Below are 17,739 nucleotides of genomic sequence, written 5' to 3' on the forward strand. Positions count from 1 at the left end.
CCTATTGCATCACGGCATACGTACTAGATCCACCCCTGCGGGTACCTCGAAATGAAAACGTTCTGCGGCAATGTTTTCTTGCGGCTGCAGGGTTTTCAAACTAATACGTGTGGTTTGACCAAAGGTATCGCGCAGTTCTAACTTGGCAGGCACGTTATCTTTGAAAGCGATGTCTACATATTCAAAACCCGCATCCGAGGTACGCGGTTGCGCACGCAACCATTGCATACCATCACGATCGTCTAAATCAGTCAGATTGAAGGCGTCATCAATGCGGCGTGAACCGAATAAAATCGCCGCGGGCGATGTGCCGATGGCATCATCAACACCACGCTGGGTCACTTGCATCAAGTCAGGGTCGTATTGGTACACGAACTGACCATCAGACAACACCAACTGCTCGTAGGGGCGTAGGACCTCCCAGCGGAATTGGCCTTGTCTATGGAATGCAAACTCGCCGTCTTGGGTGGCTTGCGGTTCACCCTGCGCACCAAAAACCTGTTGGCTAAATTCACCCGTAGCGGCTTGTACGTTTTTCACGAAAGAGCGCAGCTGTATGCTGGCGGTTTCTGCCCAGGCCATCGCACTCGCGCTACTTAGTACTACCGCTACCATCAAAGATTTAATTGTCATCGTCATCCGATGCGCCTCCTGTTGGCGCCAATATTTCACGATTACCGTTGGGCTGCATGGCAGACACCACACCAGCCATTTCCATCTGTTCTAACAAACGTGCTGCACGGTTATACCCGATACGCAAATGACGTTGTACAGAAGAAATAGAGGCTCGGCGGTTTTTCAATACAATCGCCACGGCTTGATCATACAGGGGATCAGACTCGGCATCGACCATGCCGGTAATGGCATTCACGCCATCACCTGTTTCACCTGGCTGTATGCCATCTAAGATGCCATCTTCGTAATTTGGTTCACCGCCATGCTCTTTCAGATGATCCACCACACGGTGTACTTCATCATCGTGCACAAAGGCACCGTGCACACGCACAGGCAAGCCTGTACCTGGCGGCATGTACAACATATCACCTTGACCTAACAGCGTTTCTGCACCCATTTGGTCCAAAATGGTGCGTGAGTCTACACGCGACGACACTTGGAACGAAATACGGGTAGGAATATTGGCTTTAATTAAGCCAGTAATCACATCCACACTAGGGCGCTGCGTAGCCAAAATCAAGTGAATACCAGCAGCACGGGCCTTTTGTGCCAATCTAGCAATCAGCTCTTCGATTTTCTTGCCCGCAACCATCATCAGGTCGGCCAACTCATCAATCACCACTACGATAAATGGCAAGGTGCTAAGTGGCTCTGGTGCATCCGGTGTCAGCGAGAAAGGATTAGGAATGACTTCGTCTTTCTTTTGCGCTTCACGTATCTTGGCATTAAAACCCGCCAAGTTACGTACACCCAATTTACTCATTAAGCGATAACGGCGCTCCATCTCGTTCACACACCAGTTCAGCGCATTAGCCGCCTGACGCATGTCTGTGACCACAGGTGCTAATAAGTGCGGGATACCTTCGTAAACGCTCATTTCCAGCATTTTGGGGTCAATCAGAATCAGCTTGACCTCGTCTGCCGTTGCTTTATACAGCAAGGACAGAATCATGGCGTTAATCCCAACGGACTTACCTGAACCTGTTGTACCCGCCACCAGCAAGTGCGGCATACGAGCCAAATCAGCTACAACCGGATTACCCGCAATGTCTTTACCTAGCACCATGGTCAGCAACGACGCACTGTTGTGGTAGGTTTGCGAACCAATAATTTCTTCTAAACGCACCATTTGGCGTTTGGGGTTAGGCAGCTCTAAACCCATCAGGTTTTTACCAGGGATAGTTTCTACCACACGGATATTGACCAAACTTAGCGACCTCGCCAAGTCTTTGCCCAGATTCACGATCTGGCTACCTTTTACGCCCGTAGCAGGCTCAATCTCATAACGCGTGATAACAGGGCCGGACTGCGCACTAACCACGGTTACTGTCACACCAAAGTCAGACAGTTTTTTCTCGATTAAGCGCGAGGTGTATTCCAAGGTTTCAGCAGAAACAGTTTCTTGGTTTTCATCGGCTGGGTCTAACAAGCTCACCTCTGGCAATACGCCATCGCCCGAACGTTGACCGGTAGCTTTAGGCACGGGAGCCACAAATAATTTCTGCTGTTTTTCTTGCTGCACACGCTCGGACTTAGGCACAGACGTAATCGCAGGCTCAATACGCACAGGCGTATCGTGTACCAGTTTTTCTTGTTTGGTGGCGACAGACTCTTTACGCTCGGCGCTTTTCACTTCGCCCATACGGCGGTCTTCACGCGCGGCTTTGAATTCCAACAAACGGGTAAAGACTTTTTCTACTACCCAGCCCACTTTCTCGGCCACATGCAGCCATGAGAAGCCCAAGAACAAGCTGGAGCCTACCAAAATAGCGCCCAGCAGCAGCAATGTAGTACCAGGGCTGCCTAAGGTCACCACTAAGAAGTCCGCCAACATCTGACCTATAGGGCCACCTGCATCAGCCGGCAATTGGGCGATTTCACCCCATGCTTGAAAGTGCATGGCTTCAAACGCCATGCTGCCCAGTAGCAATAACGTAAACCCAACACCTACCTCCCAACGCACGCGCGGCAGGGATTCTGGCGCTTTTACTTGGTTCGGCATCATCATGTGTGTCAATCGGTAAAATGCCACACCAATGCGTTGTACTAACAACACCACCCATAACCAAGCGCTAAAACCAAACAGGTAATACAGGCCATCAGCCACATTCGCGCCGAAGGTCCCACCTTTATTCTGGATCACGCCGGCGTGCACAGATTGCGACCAACCGGGGTCCAGCGGACTCCACGTGGCCAGCACTAGGCCCAGCCAAGCGGCTAATAACACAAAGACAATCCAACGCGCTTCACGCGCTAACGAAGTCAACCTCATCTGTAATGGAGAGGGACCATTTCGTACGTTTTTGGATGAACGAGTAGAGGATGCGGGTAATCTTGCCATGGACTCATTATAATTGGCTGGTTATTGATTTTCTGGAATTTCTGTCATGTCGACTGTCAAACATGCAAAAGTGCTCATTTTAGGCTCTGGCCCTGCTGGTTACACCGCTGCAATTTACGCAGCCCGTGCCAACCTGAACCCTGTGTTGATCACAGGTATGGAGCAAGGCGGCCAACTGATGACCACCACTGATGTGGAAAACTGGCCTGCTGATGCCGCTGGCGTTCAAGGCCCCGATTTGATGGCCCGATTCCAGCAGCATGCCGAGCGTTTCGAAACCGAAATGGTATTCGACCAAATCACTTCTGTCGATTTGAGCAAACGTCCGTTCACGCTGAATGGCGACAGCGGCGCTGTGTACACATGTGACTCCCTAATCATCAGTACAGGCGCTTCGGCCATGTACTTAGGCCTGGAATCCGAACAAGCGTTCATGGGTCGCGGTGTATCTGGCTGCGCCACATGTGACGGTTTCTTCTACAAAAACCAAGACGTTATTGTCGTGGGTGGTGGTAATACTGCCGTAGAAGAAGCCCTGTACCTGTCGAATATTTGTAAAACAGTGACCGTTGTACACCGTCGTGACACATTCCGTGCAGAGCCTATCCTAACGGATAGACTGATGGAGCGTGTGAAAAATGGCAACATCCGTCTGAAACTGTTCAGCACACTGGAAGAAGTACTGGGTGATAACAGTGGCGTCACCGGTGTTCGTTTGCGCAACACACAAACAGGCGATACCGAAACACTGGATGTGATGGGTGCATTTATTGCGATTGGTCACCACCCCAACACTGAAATCTTCAAAGGCCAAGTAGACATGGAAAACGGTTATATCCGTACCCGTATGGGTCATGGCGGTATGGCTACCATGACTTCCGTGCCTGGCGTATTTGCCGCAGGTGACGTGCAAGACGACGTTTACCGTCAAGCCATTACTAGCGCAGGTGCTGGTTGCATGGCTGCTTTGGATGCTCAGCGCTGGTTGGAGAATGAAGGCCAATAAAAAGCCGGCAGGTGGGCTGGCAGCATTACGCGTACTGCGTCAACAACAAAAAGCAGACTCTCGCGCTAAGGCGCAAGAGCCTGCTTGCCCACCTGATGCTGCCTCCGGTTCATTCTCTACTCTGCTGCACACCACTCAGCCTACGGCATCAGGCTTAACGGCCGCCGATAAGGCTATGTTTAAACATGAAACCCGTCATGACACACCGTTGGTCGCCGAAGAGCGCCACCACAGCACGGTGAAATCACGGGTAGATAAAGCTCAACAGCAACAACGCCAGCTGCATGCTACGGGCCCAGATCTGCAAACCTCCTTACCGCTCATGTCATCAGACCACTACATACCAGCATGGTTAGAGTCTGCCCCCTGTGAGTACTCCAGCCCTGCCTGTGGCACCGATGTACTACGCTACTTAAAGCAGGATAGGTGGATGATCATGGCCAACCTAGACCTGCACGGCGCTCGCCTAGATGAAGCAAGGCTGATGGTCACGGAGTTCCTACAAGAGTGCCTAGAGCACCGACTGAAGTGCATACGTATAGTGCATGGCGTGGGCTACGGCTCTAATCGTGAAGCTGGCCCTATTTTGCTGCCGGTAGTGCGACGCTGGCTCAGCCAAATGCAAGATGTACTTGCTTACGTAGAGTGCAGCCCTCGTGAGGGCGGCAAAGGCGCTGTAAAAGTTTTATTGCGTACCAGACGTCATTAAGCAAAAAGGCCAGCGGAATAATCCACTGGCCTTTTTACGTTTTCTAGTTTTTATAGATACTGCTTTATTAAAATACCACCTAAGTGGTTGCCCTTTTTGTGGGCTGCTTTGGTCTCCTCACCTGCATGAAATGTATTGTGCATGAGTTTATGACCTAAAGCACTTAGGGAATGCACTGATAGGAAGGCCAAAAAAGTCGATTTCCTAGCCAGAAACGGCTCTTTGTAACGCAGTAGAGGCAAAATTTTGATTCACATACGATACGGCAAATAATAAGGGATCAGCCACTACACCTCGCTGCTGCGCCCACCCACTGTATTTCTCCCACACCCTCAATACATCGGCTTGTTGCACCATAGACCAGGTGTTTTTTTGCTGTACGTCATAGAGCACAGGCAATCCCACCGTTTGCCCACTGGCTTGCACAATAATGTGATGCACATGCTGCTCTAAATAACAAATGAGCCGTGCGTTGTCTGATGATGTATTCACTACAGCCCCTCCTTGATATGGCACACCATAACCATACGGTTAGTCTCTAGCATTCTAGGCAGTAAATAAGACGTCTTCTTTACAGCCATGCACGGTTTGCCACATACAACCAAAGTCGCCTATTACCAAATAAAGTCTCGTTCTATATTGAACGGCATAGAACGCAATAAAGCGTCAAACCTGGCCACCTGGTCAGGATAGATGTACAAACATCCATCCATTAGGAGACAAAGTATGGCATCACCCAACGATGTTGTATCGGCGGTGTTGCAGCACCCTGCCTATCAGGAATTGCTGCGGCGGAGGACCCGCTTAAGCTTTATATTCTTCTTCATTACCTTGGTCATTTACGCCGGGTTTATTCTGACTTTGGCCTTTGATCCCACGTTATTCGGATCACCCGTAGGTTCCCTCACCATCTCTATCGGCATTATGACCGCCATTTTTGTGGCTATTAGTGCGGTAGTACTGATTTCTATCTACGTATACATTTCCAACAAGATCTTTGATCCTCTGTTAGCGAAAATCGTGAGGGACGTAACATGAAGAAAAGCCTAATCCCCCTCACCCTGTTACTCAGTGCGCTGAGTACTCCCGCCATGGCGGCTCAAGGGTCTACCAGCACATCCGCCATTGTCATGTTCCTGATCTTTATCGCCGGAACAATGGTCATTACATGGTGGGCCGCTAAACGCACACGTACCACCTCTGATTTCTATACCGCAGGTGGTGGCCTTACTGGTTTCCAAAACGGGTTGGCGATTGCCGGGGATTACCTCTCCGCAGCCTCCTTCTTGGGTATTGCCGGTATGGTGTACGTGTCCGGTTTTGACGGCATCATTTACGCCATCGGCTTTTTGTTCGGTTGGCCAGTCGTGATGTTCTTGGTGGCCGAACGTCTACGTAACTTGGGGCGCTATAACTTTGCAGACGTAACCTCGTTCCGTTTGTCCCAAACGCCTATGCGTATTCTGGCTGCCAGCGCATCCTTACTGATCATTGCCTTGTACCTGATCGCTCAGATGGTAGGTGCTGGTAAGTTGATCGTGCTGCTGTTCGGTCTGGACTACAACGTCGCCGTGGTTATTGTGGGCGCGCTGATGATGATTTACGTAGCCTTTGGCGGCATGACAGCCACCACATGGGTACAGATCATTAAAGCCGTACTGATGCTGTTCGGTGCCACGCTGATGACCATTCTGGTTCTGGCTGCATTTAGCTGGGATATTGATTCCATCTTGGCACGCGCTGTAGAAGTTCACCCTGATGGTGCCAAAATCTTGGCCCCTGGTTCTCAGGTAAGTAGCAACCCACTGAACGCCTTGTCGCTGGGTATTGGTCTGGCTTTCGGTACCGCAGGTTTGCCACACATCTTGATGCGCTTCTTTACCGTGGCTGATGCCAAAGAAGCGCGTAAATCTGTGATCTACGCCAGTAGCTTTATTGGTTACTTCTACCTGCTGACTTTCATCATTGGTTTTGGTGCTATTGCTCTGTTGTGGCAACACCCTGAGTACTTCAACACCGGCCCTGATGGTAAGTTCAACATGCTGACCAACTTGATTGGCGGTACCAACATGGTAGCGGTGCACTTGGCGAACGCGGTGGGCGGTAACCTTCTGCTGGGCTTCTTGGCTGCGGTAACCTTCGCGACGATTGTGGCGGTGGTAGCAGGCTTGGCGCTGGCGGGTGCTGCAGCGATTTCCCATGACTTGTACGCCAACGTGATTGCCAAAGGCCGTGCCACAGAGCGTGACCAGATGCGTATCTCCCGTATCTCCACCATTGTGTTGGGTGTGCTGGCGATCTTGCTGGGCATTATCTTTGAAAACCAGAACGTGGCATTTATGGTGGGCTTGGCCTTCGCGATTGCAGCAAGTGCTAACTTCCCTGTACTGGTGCTGTCCATTTCTTGGCGCGGTTGTACCACTCGTGGTGCAACCATCGGCGGCTTCTTGGGTCTGATCGTAGCCACAGGTTGGGTAGTACTAAGCTCTACGGTTTGGGTGGATGTGTTCGGCTTCGCTACACCTATCACACCATTCCCTAACCCCGGCATTCTGTCTATCCCATTAGCCTTCATCGCTATCTGGTTCTTCTCCATAACCGACACCAGCGAACGTGCTAAGAAAGAAAAAGACGCTTTTGATGCTCTGACTGTACGCAGTCAAACCGGTATAGGTGCTTCGTCAGCTTCCCAGCACTAATACGCCTTAAAGCAGGCATTGTGCACTGTCAAGCAGGGTACTTCGGTACCCTGCTTTTTTCTGTAATCTGTTATCTTTAGTTATGCACAATACCTCAACTTCCTTATGGCAGCACACTGGTATGAACGAACTACTTATTGCTGATGATCACCCCTTATTTCGTGAAGCTTTACGTGGTGTAGTGGCCAACCTATTTCCGGGCACTACCATTCACGAAGCGGATCGTATTTCTGCACTCTACGAACTGGTAGAGCAAACACCCGATGCCGACCTTTTGCTGCTGGATTTAAACATCCCCGGTGCAATTGGTTTTAGTGCGTTAGTGCACTTACGTGCCAACTTTCCGTCCCTACCCATTGTGGTCGTGTCTGCGCACGAAGACCCTCATCTGATTCGCCGCGCATTAGACCACGGCGCCATGGGCTACATTCCGAAGTCTGTGGACACCAGTACGCTGAGCGAAGCACTACAAGAGATTCTGAATGGTGGCTCATGGGCACCCGAGTTAGGCCATGCCATTCCTGGTATTGATGCCGATGAGAAGCATGCCGCAGCCCAGCTACGTGAACTGACTCCGCAACAATTTAGAGTCTTACAGATGGTGGGTACAGGCCAGCTCAATAAACAAATTGCGCATGAGCTGGGCGTATCAGAAGCCACCATCAAAGCACACATGACAGCTATCTTGCGCAAGCTAGGTGCATCGAATAGAACACAAGCCGTATTGATTGCCAACAAGCTGGGCTTGCAAGAGAAAGAACAGTCTTTGATGAGCGAATAAAGCCACGTACCTGATTCACAGGTACGCCGCTTTATCGTTTACGACGCCGTTACGCGCCCCATTTGAGCCGACAAGAAAGCCCGTAGTGATGCGGGTTTTACCGGCTTGGTCAATACGGGATAGCCTTTTTGCTTCGCTGCCGTCTTAAGCTCATCACTCCCATCCGCTGTCAGCAACACACCAGGAATACCTGGCGCTTCGTTGCTAAGCACTTCCAGAGCCTCTAAGCCATTGAGCCTATCGTGCAAATGGTAGTCTGCTAATAGCACATGCGGTTCTTGAGCCATGCACTCCAGCGCTTGATCCACGGTAGTCGCCATAATGCCGTGTACTCCCCAGCGGCTTAGTAGCTCTTCCATACCCGAAATAATATCGGGGTCATTGTCTAAACAGAGTACACGTAGCCCTTTCAACGGCTGACTCGCACTGCCTTCGGACACTACGGTTTGCGCTTGCGGAGCAGGCGCTTCAGCCCGTGGTACTGAAATAGCAAATACACTGCCTTTGCCCACCTCAGAAGCCGCATCCAAACCATGCCCCAACAACAACGAGATACGTTGGCAAATGGATAGGCCTAACCCCAAGCCCCTGCCATCCCAATCGAAAGGCTGTTCATAACGGTGGAATTCCGCATAGATTTGCTTCACGTGCTGGGGAGGAATCCCTTGCCCGGAATCCCATACTTGAAACACCACTGCATCACCACGACATCTGGCCCCCACTAAAATACGACCCTCTTTGGTGTAGCGTAAGGCATTCGCCAAGAAGTTTTGTAATACCCGACGTAATAAACGTGGATCACTACGTACATACACATTAGGGGCATGCACACGCAGTTTTAATCCTCTACGCAACGCCATGGGTGCGTATTGATCCGCCAAGTGATTCAGAAGTTTGGTGACATTAATCACCTCAATCTCGGGTTTCAGTACACCGGCATCTAACCTAGAAATATCCAATAAGCCCTCTAGCAAATCCTCAGCCGTGCGTAACGCGGTATCAATACGCTCAGCCAAACGCGGCATTTCATCTACTTCATCGGTTTCGCGCAAGGCGGACGCAAACAAACGCGCCGCATTAATAGGTTGCAATACATCATGGCTCACGGCCGTCAGGAAGCGGGTACGGGATTCTTGCGCTGTCTCGGCTTCACGTGTGCGCTCTGCTACACGCTGCTCTAGAGTTTCATTAATGTCGCGCAGTTCACGCTCTACTTTCACGTAATGTGAAATATCGCTGTAGCTGGTCACATAACCGCCACCCGGTAATGGACGGCCCCGCAACTCTATGACCTTGTCGTTCAGCGTGCGTTGGCTCACATAAGACGAACCGTTACGCATAAAGGTGATGCGCCGTTGTATGGCTTCATCCATATCATGCGTACCGCCGCTCATCTTGCCCCGCTCAGCATTAAAGCGCAACAAATCCTCTACGGGTCGGCCCACATACAGCATCCCGACAGGAAATCGGAACAACTGCTGATAGTTTTGATTCCACGCCACTAAACGCATTTGCGCATCAACCACGCTCACCGCTTGGTCAATATTTTCTAGCGTACTCATTAAAATATCGCGATTAAAGCGTAACGCTTGGCCAGCCTCGTCCAAAACGGCCACTACGGTGGCGAGTTCCATCCCTGAACCTCGTAACGCACTGGTAATGGCCAACCTCGCCGACGCCGCCCCCACCACTGCAGCTAAGAGTAGTTCGGTGAAATGCACCCACTCACTGTCGGCACGTAAGTCGGTCGACAAGGTTTGGTTGCGTTGCAAAGCGCGGTCTCTAAAGGCACGATTTGCCATTTTTTCGCCCGTGATACGCTCTGCCAACAGCAGCAAATCGTTCACCAACAAGTTACCGTATTGCTGAGCCGCCAGTTTTTGGCGTTGCGCATAAGGGTCTAAAAAAGGCTCAGCACGCAAGCGTTCACCCAAGCCTGGTCTACGACGTAAAGACACCCACAGGAAGGCACTCACATTACAGAACAGCGACCAGAAGGTGCCGTGGGTAAGTGGATCCCAATCACCAAAGCCAAACAACTGAGTAGGACGCAACCAGCTTAAGCCCCACGGTCCTTCGTACAGCCATCTATCGCTAAACCATCCTGCTTCGGTCAGTACCGGCAAAAATAAGGTGTAGGTCCAGAAAGCAAAGCCCAGAATCAACCCTGCCTCTACCCCCTGCCTACTTGCACCACGCCAATACAAACCACCAATCAAACTCGGAGCAAACTGCGCCACCGCAGCAAAGGCCAACAAGCCGTAGGCGGCTAATGCTGTATCTGTATTGCTCAGCATGTAATACCCATAGGCGGCTCCAGCCAAGCCCATGATCGCCAACCTACGAATCCACAACACGGTTGAGGCCACGTTACCCTGCTCGTATTGCACCCACCCACGGCGCAGCATCAGTGGCATCACCAAGTCATTACTGATCATGGTAGCCAACGCCACACTGGTCACAATCACCATCCCTGTAGCGGCAGAGAACCCGCCTATGTACACCATCAATGCCAAACCTAACTGGTTTTCAGACAGTGGCAACAGCAACATAAAACTATCAGGATCCATACCATCTGCCCCCAACATGCTCGCCCCCACTGCAGCTATAGGCAGTACCATCAAGCTGATAATGACTAGGTACGCACCGAACAACCACCGTGCACGGCGTATGTCTGAGACGTCACCACATTCCACAATAGCCACGTGAAACTGACGCGGTAAACAGAGTATGGCGGCAAAGGCCAACAAGGTTTGCCCCACAAACCCTACGGGTGGCGCATTCACCAACAACTCATGAATCGCATCATTCATATTCAGGTCATTGCCGCCAAACCAACTGACCGCAAACAACCCCACAGCTAACAGCGCGACTAGCTTCACCAGTGACTCAAATGCCACTGCCAGCATTAGGCCCGGACGGTGCTCAGTCGCATCCACCTGACGGGTACCAAATAAAATAGAAAATAGCGCCATTAAAATGGCCACATACAAAGCTGGATCGCCCAACATGCTGGTGTACATGTCAGTGCCGGTCAGTACGCGTAAGCTCAGCGCTACCGCTTTGTACTGCAACGCCAAGTAGGGCACTGCCGCCACCGTAGCAATAAAGGCAACCAGCGCTGCCAAGCGTTGAGAACGCCCGAAGCGGCTAGCGATAAAGTCAGCAATGGAAACCGTGTTTTGTGACTGTGCCACCAAGGCCAAACGTTCAACGATGCGCCAACCAAAAAGCAGCATGAGCATGGGGCCTAAGTAGATAGGCAAGAAACCCACGCCATAGCGCATTGCCGAGCCTACCGCGCCATAGAACGTCCATGACGAGCAGTACACGGCCAAGGCAAAGCTGTAGACCACTGGCCGTAGCCAGGGTCGTTGTGGGTATAGTGGACGGCGATCCCCAATCCACGCAATGGCAAATAACAACGCCGCATATACCAGCGACGCTAAGACCACCCATGCAGGTTCCATCAAACTTGTCTCCTACTTTGGTATTAGTTGTTCTCAGGATCCAAAGTGAACGGCAATAATAGTGCTATACAGCTAGGGGGTTATATCATGCACCACCACGCACCGGACTCCATCCCCTCCTCGTTATCTGAGGAGCAACAATTTATTATTCAGGCTCTACGGCCTCATGCACCTTTTAACCAAATGCAGCCGCCTCATCTGCACTACTTGGTTGCGCACTGTACTCAACACGACTTCACACCCGGTAGTATTGTACTTTCCCCCGAAATGGGTCAAGTTCAGCACTGGTTTTTGCTCATAGAGGGTACCATTTGCGCCCAGCGTTCCGCCACCCCTGATGACCAGACATTTTACTTGGGCAGTGGCGATAGTTTCCCCTTAGTCGCTTTGCAGGAAGAACGCGCCACACGTACTCACTATATTGCACAAAGCCCCTGCAGTTGCGTACTGCTTTCTCGTGATGCCTTTAACCACCTACTGGAACAGTCAGATCCTTTTAGACTGTTTATGCGCGAAGGCAGCGCCATGCTGCTGGACAAACTACGCAAGCAGGCGCGCTTATACCACTGGCAAGAACAACACCCTGACACCAGCCTAAACACCCCGCTGGCACATTTTGTACAACGTGTCCCCATCACTTGCACAACAGAGCACAGCTTGGGTGATGTGGTGGGGTTAATGCATGAGCACAATGTCAGCAGTGTCGCAATTACCAATGCCGCACAACAGCTACTCGGGATTTTTACGCTTAGAGACCTACGACGTGTATTTAGTCAAAACCTGGCTGAACGCGATCAGCCTATTGGCCAATTAATGACACTGGACCCGTATCACCTAAGCCCTAGGCATACGGCTTACGATGCCGCTATGCTGATGATTCAGCACAATATTGGCCACCTCTGTGTCTGCGATAACCAGAAGCTAGTAGGCGTGCTATCTGAACGTGACCTATTTGATTTACAGCGTATTAATTTGGTGCAACTTTCCCGTGCATTACGTCACGCTGAAAACCTGCAAGATCTGCGCCAACTACGCCAACGTATCCCCCGTCTTGTGCAAGCCATGTTGGCCAATGAAGCCAGCGCTCCACAAGTCACGCATTTAATTACGCAACTCAACGATCACAGCACCCTGCGCATCATTGAGCTGATACTGGCCGACTCCCCCCCAGCTCTGCCGATTTTTTGCTGGCTGTCCTTTGGCAGTGAAGGACGTCACGAGCAAACGCTGCTCACAGACCAAGACAACGGCTTGATGTTCTATACGCCTGAAGGCATGACAGCCGATGACTGCAGACAAGCGCTGTTGCCCGTTGCCAGACGTATCAATGAAGCGCTGGACAGTTGCGGGCTGACACTTTGCACCGGCAACATTATGGCCAGCAATCCAGAGCTATGCTTATCGGCAGAAGAATGGCTGCATAAGTTTCGTCACATCATTTTGCAGCCGGATCCTGAGCACCTATTACAAGGCAGCATTTTCTTTGACTTGCGTGTGCTGTGGGGAGATCAAACCGGCGTTGACGCCCTATTACCCGAACTGTTAGCACTGATTGCTGACAGCCCCCAATTTCAGCGCATGATGGCCAACAATGCTCTGCGTTACCGTTTACCACTGCAAAACCCGCTGCAACGGCTAGGCCGCCTCCTGCAAGCGCACGAACCTAACGTAGACCTAAAAGCGGGTGCGCTGAGCCCCTTTGTGGATAGCGTACGTATTTTTGCGTTAAGTAATGGCATCAGTGAAGCCTCTACCCTAGAACGACTGCATCAACTGGGCGAGCACGGCATCTTCACCACAGATGATGCAAATGCTTTTCATGATGCCTACAGCTATCTACAATTGTTACGCTTACAGCTGCATCTGCGCCAAACGCAGCAGAATCAGCCTCTCAACAATCAGCTCCCCACCGCCGAGCTGAATCCTCTTGAGCGCCGCATGTTGCGAGAGTCCCTGCGTCAAGCCAAACACTTGCAGGATTTACTCCGCCATCGCTATCAGCTATAAAAAAAACAGGCACTCTAACTAAAGGTGTATTTACGAAAGCGCAAATTCGCTTTAAAACAGAATTTGCTTTTGATTATTTTCAAACCACATTGTGTCCACGGCCTAGCCGCCACACATTACAAAAGAACCGCTTTGCTGGTGTAAACCAGACGAAGCAGTCAGGAGGAAACATGGAGAAGACACTGAATTTCGATCGCTATCCACAACAGCCACACGGTGGAAAGCTGGTTAATCAGGTAGTACCCGCAGACAAAGTAAAAGCCGAAATTGAACGTGCACGTACCTTGCCGTCCATTCGTGTTGACCTGGAAGCAGTGATCACCATCGAAATGATCACCACCGGTGTGCTATCACCCAATAAAGGCTTCATGAATGAAGACGACTATAAGTCCGTTCTAGAGTCTGGCCGTTTGGCAAATGGTGTGATCTGGCCTGTACCTCTTAGCTTTGCCCCCACCGGAGAGCGCAACAAAGAAATCATCAAAAGCTTGTCAGTAGGGAGTGAAGTAGCCCTGACTGATAGCCACAATGAGCCTGTTGCTATCCTCAGCATCGAAGATATTTTCGATTACGACAAAGAAGAACGTGCTCGCCAACTGTTTGGCACCACTGACCGCAACCACCCCGGCGTAGACTCGATTTACCGCCGCATGGGTGATGTGTCGCTGGGTGGTACTTTGCACTTGCTGCAACGTGTGGACTGGGGCCCGTTTGAAAAACTGCGCCGCGAGCCTAAAGACACTTGGCACCTGTTCTATGAAGAGAAAAAATTCAACTCAGTTGCTGGTTTTATTACAGGCGCTAACCCACTGCATCGTGGTCATGAGTACATTCACCGCAATGCGCTAGAAGGCGTAGACGGCTTGTTCTTGCAACCGCTGGTTGAAATGGCAAAACGCGAGTACGTACGCCACGAATACCGCATGCTGGCCTACCGTAATGTGCTGGATACGTACTATCCTAAAGACCGTGCAATCTTGTCACCACTGCGTGTGACCTACATTTTTGCCGGCCCACGCGAAACCATTTTGCACGCCCTGATCATGAAAAACTACGGGTGTACCCACGCCCTGATTGGTCGTGACCACGCCGGTATTGGTAGCTACTACGACAAGTACGCCAGCCACAGTATTTTCGATCAATTCAGCCCCAAAGAAATGGGCATTGATGTACGCCTGTTCCACGAGGTGTTCTACTGCACACGCTGTGCCAGCCACGCTACCAGCGAAACCTGCCCACACGATGATCGCTTCAAGCTGACTATTTCGGGTACAGGCATTCGCGAGATGCTACGTTACGGCATCATGCCACCTAAAGAGATTTGCCGTCCTGAGTCGGTATTGTCTGCAATGCAGGGTGTTCAACCTAAAGGGTTGGGCGAGGATGGCGAAGCCATTCAACCAGTGAGCAAAGTGATTCAGGGAATGTTCCCGTACTACACCAAGTACACCCGTTTGGGCGGTATGCTGCGTAAAGAACCTCTGGATCCAGCAACACTGACAGTACGTGACTTGGAAATTGCCAGCCACGATGCTCGTCACCATGCAGGCGATGTCTACACTGGCGTATACACCGAATACACCGCGGTAGTGGATCACAACCGTAGTATGCAGCCATCGTGGGTCGAAGACGCTCGCCAAGCACTGCGCTTCCAACAAGAACGCATTATCAGTGACTTGGAAGAGAAACTGGAACAAGCCCCAGACGAGGCATCCGACGAGTTCATGTACCAAGACAAGAAGGAAGTAGAGCGCGAGCTGGAATCCGCACGTAATCTGCTGGGGGATATTCCTTCTGTCATTTGCCGTGAACGACTGGAAACTCGCACGTGGAACGTACTGCCATACAAACGCTATCGCGGGGCAGACAAAGAGTAACGCTAAAGTTCTACGACTTGCCACTCTACCGCCATGCTTTTGCATGGCGGTTTTTTTATCCCTAGGGTTTATACCTGAACCATCAAAACATATAAAACCATATGATATATTTATTTGGCAATACGAATGACAATCAGCACCAAATACGGTGCACCACCAACAGCTTTACCCATTCATCTAGGAGCACTATCCATCATGCATGCTTACTTACAAGCCTTGCTGCACTATGCGACATTCCAAGGCCGCACCTCTCGTAAAGGTTATTGGCTGTTTCTACTCATACAGTTAATTATTCTTCTGGCCTTGTCTTTCTTAGAGCGTCACTTTGCTCTCGCCAACCCAGAAATAGGTTTTGGGTGGATTACTACCCTCTACGCACTGGCTACCTTGCTACCGGTACTCGCTCTGCAGGTACGCCGATTACATGATGCCAACCACGCAGGTTGGTGGGCATGGCTCAATCTGTTGCCAGTTATTGGTCAGCTCGTGCTGCTAGCGTTTGCCTTACTCAAAGGCTCTACCGATCAAAACCGCTACGGTCCAGCCTCGCAATAAAGCGTACTACCTCCTATTTCCTATTATTTTTTGTGAGACCAACATGACAGTCAACCGACGAGACTTTATACGTAAGAGTGCCGCCCTGTCCGGTGCAGGCCTGTTTAGTACACTTTCCCCTACCCTACGTGCTCAATCTGATAGCACTACAACAGCACAAAGCGCTGCCACAACACTACCCAAACCTGTCTTATTGCCTGATGCAAAAGCAGTCCCCAGTAAGTTGGGATTAGACTCCCGCATCTGGACTTGGCACCGAGATGCCACCACCAATGACTCAATGCCTGCCAATTACTACGAAGCTACTCTACCCGCATGGGACAGTTTCCCTGCGCTACAAGGTGATCAGGTATGTGACGTAGTGGTTATTGGCGGTGGACTACTCGGTGCTTCTACGGCTTTACACCTCTCGCAAGCAGGCCTGGACGTTGTTCTACTGGAAAAACATAATGTGGGCTCAGGGGCTTCGGGGCGTAATGGTGGTCAACTCACCCCTGGTCTAGCGCGTTGGGAAGCCGAAACCATGATGGAAAACCTGCCACCAGACGAAGCCCAACGTTTGTGGCGTTTCGCTTCCATAGAAGCCATGAACTTAATTGATGAGTTGTCAGATCGTTATGGCTTTAACTGCGATCGTAAACGCGAACACCTCACCGCTGCCGTACACCCAGGTCATATGGGTGCCTTAGTTTCTAGTGCAGATGCTAGGCGTGGATTAGGTGATAGAGCGGTCAAGATCATGGGCCCGCAAGAGCTTAAAGAGTATGTGCAATCCGACATTTACCATGGTGCTGCTCTAGACACTATTGGCGGCCAAGTGCAGCCCCTCGCCCTCTTGCGTGGCATGGTATATGGCCTCGTACAAAATGGCGGCAAAATTCACGAAAATAGTGCAGTCACAGAAATCATCGAAGAAGCAGACGGAACACGTGTGGTCACAGAACAGGGTGTAGTCAAAGCACGTAAAGCCGTTGTACTGGGCGTGCACTACGCTGCCCCACAGTTCTTGGAAAAAGGCGGTACCACCATTCCTTTCTACACTTACGTAGCAGTGACACCTAGCCTGCCTATGGACATCAGCCAATTGCTACCGGGTGATCTGCCGGTATACGACACGCAACTGCAAATTGACTACTACCGTGCCGTACGTAACAACCGCCTGCTATTTGGTGGTCAAGGCACCGGTAACTCATGGTCACCCCGCGACGTGAACAATTATTTGTTAGAGCGTATTCAAACCGTATTCCCACAATGGGAAAAGCCCGAACTGGAATACTCATGGGGTGGCATTAGTGACATCACCCTCAATGGTGCTGTAGACAGCCGTAAAAGTGATGCTAAAGCCCCTGTCTATGCCGTGCATGGTTGGAGCGGTCACGGTGTTGCGCAAACCGTTCGCATCGGCAAATCCATTAGTGATGACATCACAGGTCGTAATGATGACTTCGTTATGCTGACACGCATCCCCCATGATGAAATCCCCTTCAATGACTACATAGGACCTGTGGCGATTCCTTTGGTGAAAGGCGCATTAACCGTGCAAAGCCTGATTAATCCCGCTGAGATGGTGTCATTCTAAGAGCCTCGTCAACGCCCATAAAAAAACCGGCACGCTCAGC

The 17,739-nt window shown here is 51.0% G+C and carries 13 protein-coding genes; 9 read left to right on the plus strand and 4 right to left on the minus strand.

Features of this window, described 5'->3' with window-relative positions:
• Positions 1-9 precede the first annotated feature (9 nt).
• Both lolA and ACLPHM_RS07080 read right to left on the minus strand, forming a co-directional pair.
• A complete protein-coding gene (gene lolA / locus ACLPHM_RS07075; RefSeq protein ID WP_430220527.1) occupies positions 10-633 on the minus strand; it encodes an outer membrane lipoprotein chaperone LolA in 624 nt (207 codons plus the stop codon).
• On the minus strand, positions 623-3,016 hold the full coding sequence (locus ACLPHM_RS07080; RefSeq protein ID WP_430220528.1) for a DNA translocase FtsK: 2,394 nt from the start codon (positions 3,014-3,016) through the stop codon (positions 623-625). The genes lolA and ACLPHM_RS07080 overlap by 11 nt, the downstream gene beginning before the upstream one ends.
• A 46-nt stretch (positions 3,017-3,062) precedes the next feature.
• On the opposite strand from ACLPHM_RS07080, the gene trxB reads away from it, so the two are divergent.
• A complete protein-coding gene (gene trxB / locus ACLPHM_RS07085) occupies positions 3,063-4,022 on the plus strand; it encodes a thioredoxin-disulfide reductase (protein WP_430220529.1) in 960 nt (319 codons plus the stop codon).
• Positions 4,009-4,731 carry a Smr/MutS family protein gene (locus ACLPHM_RS07090; RefSeq protein WP_430220530.1) on the plus strand — a complete coding sequence of 241 codons (723 nt, stop codon included), beginning with the start codon at positions 4,009-4,011 and terminating at the stop codon, positions 4,729-4,731. Before trxB ends, ACLPHM_RS07090 begins: the two co-directional genes overlap by 14 nt.
• A 204-nt stretch (positions 4,732-4,935) precedes the next feature.
• Here the strand turns inward: ACLPHM_RS07090 and ACLPHM_RS07095 are convergent, their stop codons facing one another.
• Complete coding sequence (locus ACLPHM_RS07095; RefSeq protein WP_430220531.1) at positions 4,936-5,223, minus strand: hypothetical protein; 288 nt, start codon at positions 5,221-5,223, stop codon at positions 4,936-4,938.
• A gap of 234 nt (positions 5,224-5,457) precedes the next feature.
• On the opposite strand from ACLPHM_RS07095, the gene ACLPHM_RS07100 reads away from it, so the two are divergent.
• The 3 genes from ACLPHM_RS07100 (at position 5,458) to ACLPHM_RS07110 (ending at position 8,211) form a co-directional block, all read left to right on the plus strand.
• Complete coding sequence (locus tag ACLPHM_RS07100) at positions 5,458-5,769, plus strand: DUF485 domain-containing protein (protein ID WP_166409438.1); 312 nt, start codon at positions 5,458-5,460, stop codon at positions 5,767-5,769.
• The gene (locus tag ACLPHM_RS07105) at positions 5,766-7,430 is read left to right on the plus strand and encodes a cation acetate symporter (protein WP_430220532.1); all 1,665 of its coding nucleotides are present in this window, start codon (positions 5,766-5,768) and stop codon (positions 7,428-7,430) included. Before ACLPHM_RS07100 ends, ACLPHM_RS07105 begins: the two co-directional genes overlap by 4 nt.
• A 121-nt stretch (positions 7,431-7,551) precedes the next feature.
• Entirely contained in the window at positions 7,552-8,211 is a 660-nt protein-coding gene (locus ACLPHM_RS07110) for a response regulator (RefSeq protein WP_430220533.1), read from the plus strand.
• A gap of 38 nt (positions 8,212-8,249) precedes the next feature.
• Here ACLPHM_RS07110 and ACLPHM_RS07115 read toward each other — a convergent pair whose 3' ends face one another.
• Complete coding sequence (locus tag ACLPHM_RS07115; RefSeq protein ID WP_430220534.1) at positions 8,250-11,681, minus strand: PAS domain-containing hybrid sensor histidine kinase/response regulator; 3,432 nt, start codon at positions 11,679-11,681, stop codon at positions 8,250-8,252.
• An 87-nt stretch (positions 11,682-11,768) separates the two neighbouring features.
• On the opposite strand from ACLPHM_RS07115, the gene ACLPHM_RS07120 reads away from it, so the two are divergent.
• The 4 genes from ACLPHM_RS07120 to ACLPHM_RS07135 all read left to right on the plus strand — a co-directional run bounded on the left by ACLPHM_RS07120 (position 11,769) and on the right by ACLPHM_RS07135 (position 17,699).
• Positions 11,769-13,688, plus strand: a complete 1,920-nt coding sequence (locus tag ACLPHM_RS07120) for a DUF294 nucleotidyltransferase-like domain-containing protein (protein WP_430220535.1) — start codon at positions 11,769-11,771, stop codon at positions 13,686-13,688.
• Between the two features lie 170 nt (positions 13,689-13,858).
• Positions 13,859-15,565: a sulfate adenylyltransferase gene (locus ACLPHM_RS07125; RefSeq protein WP_430220536.1), complete on the plus strand. Its 1,707-nt coding sequence runs from the start codon at positions 13,859-13,861 to the stop codon at positions 15,563-15,565.
• Positions 15,566-15,691: 126 nt separating this feature from the next.
• Positions 15,692-16,120, plus strand: coding sequence for a DUF805 domain-containing protein (locus tag ACLPHM_RS07130; protein WP_430220537.1), 429 nt, complete (start codon positions 15,692-15,694; stop codon positions 16,118-16,120).
• Between the two features lie 43 nt (positions 16,121-16,163).
• Positions 16,164-17,699, plus strand: coding sequence for an NAD(P)/FAD-dependent oxidoreductase (locus ACLPHM_RS07135; RefSeq protein ID WP_430220538.1), 1,536 nt, complete (start codon positions 16,164-16,166; stop codon positions 17,697-17,699).
• The last annotated feature ends 40 nt before the right edge of the window (positions 17,700-17,739 follow it).

The organism is Paenalcaligenes sp. Me131 (assembly GCF_050487225.1).
Lineage (GTDB): Bacteria > Pseudomonadota > Gammaproteobacteria > Burkholderiales > Burkholderiaceae_B > Paenalcaligenes.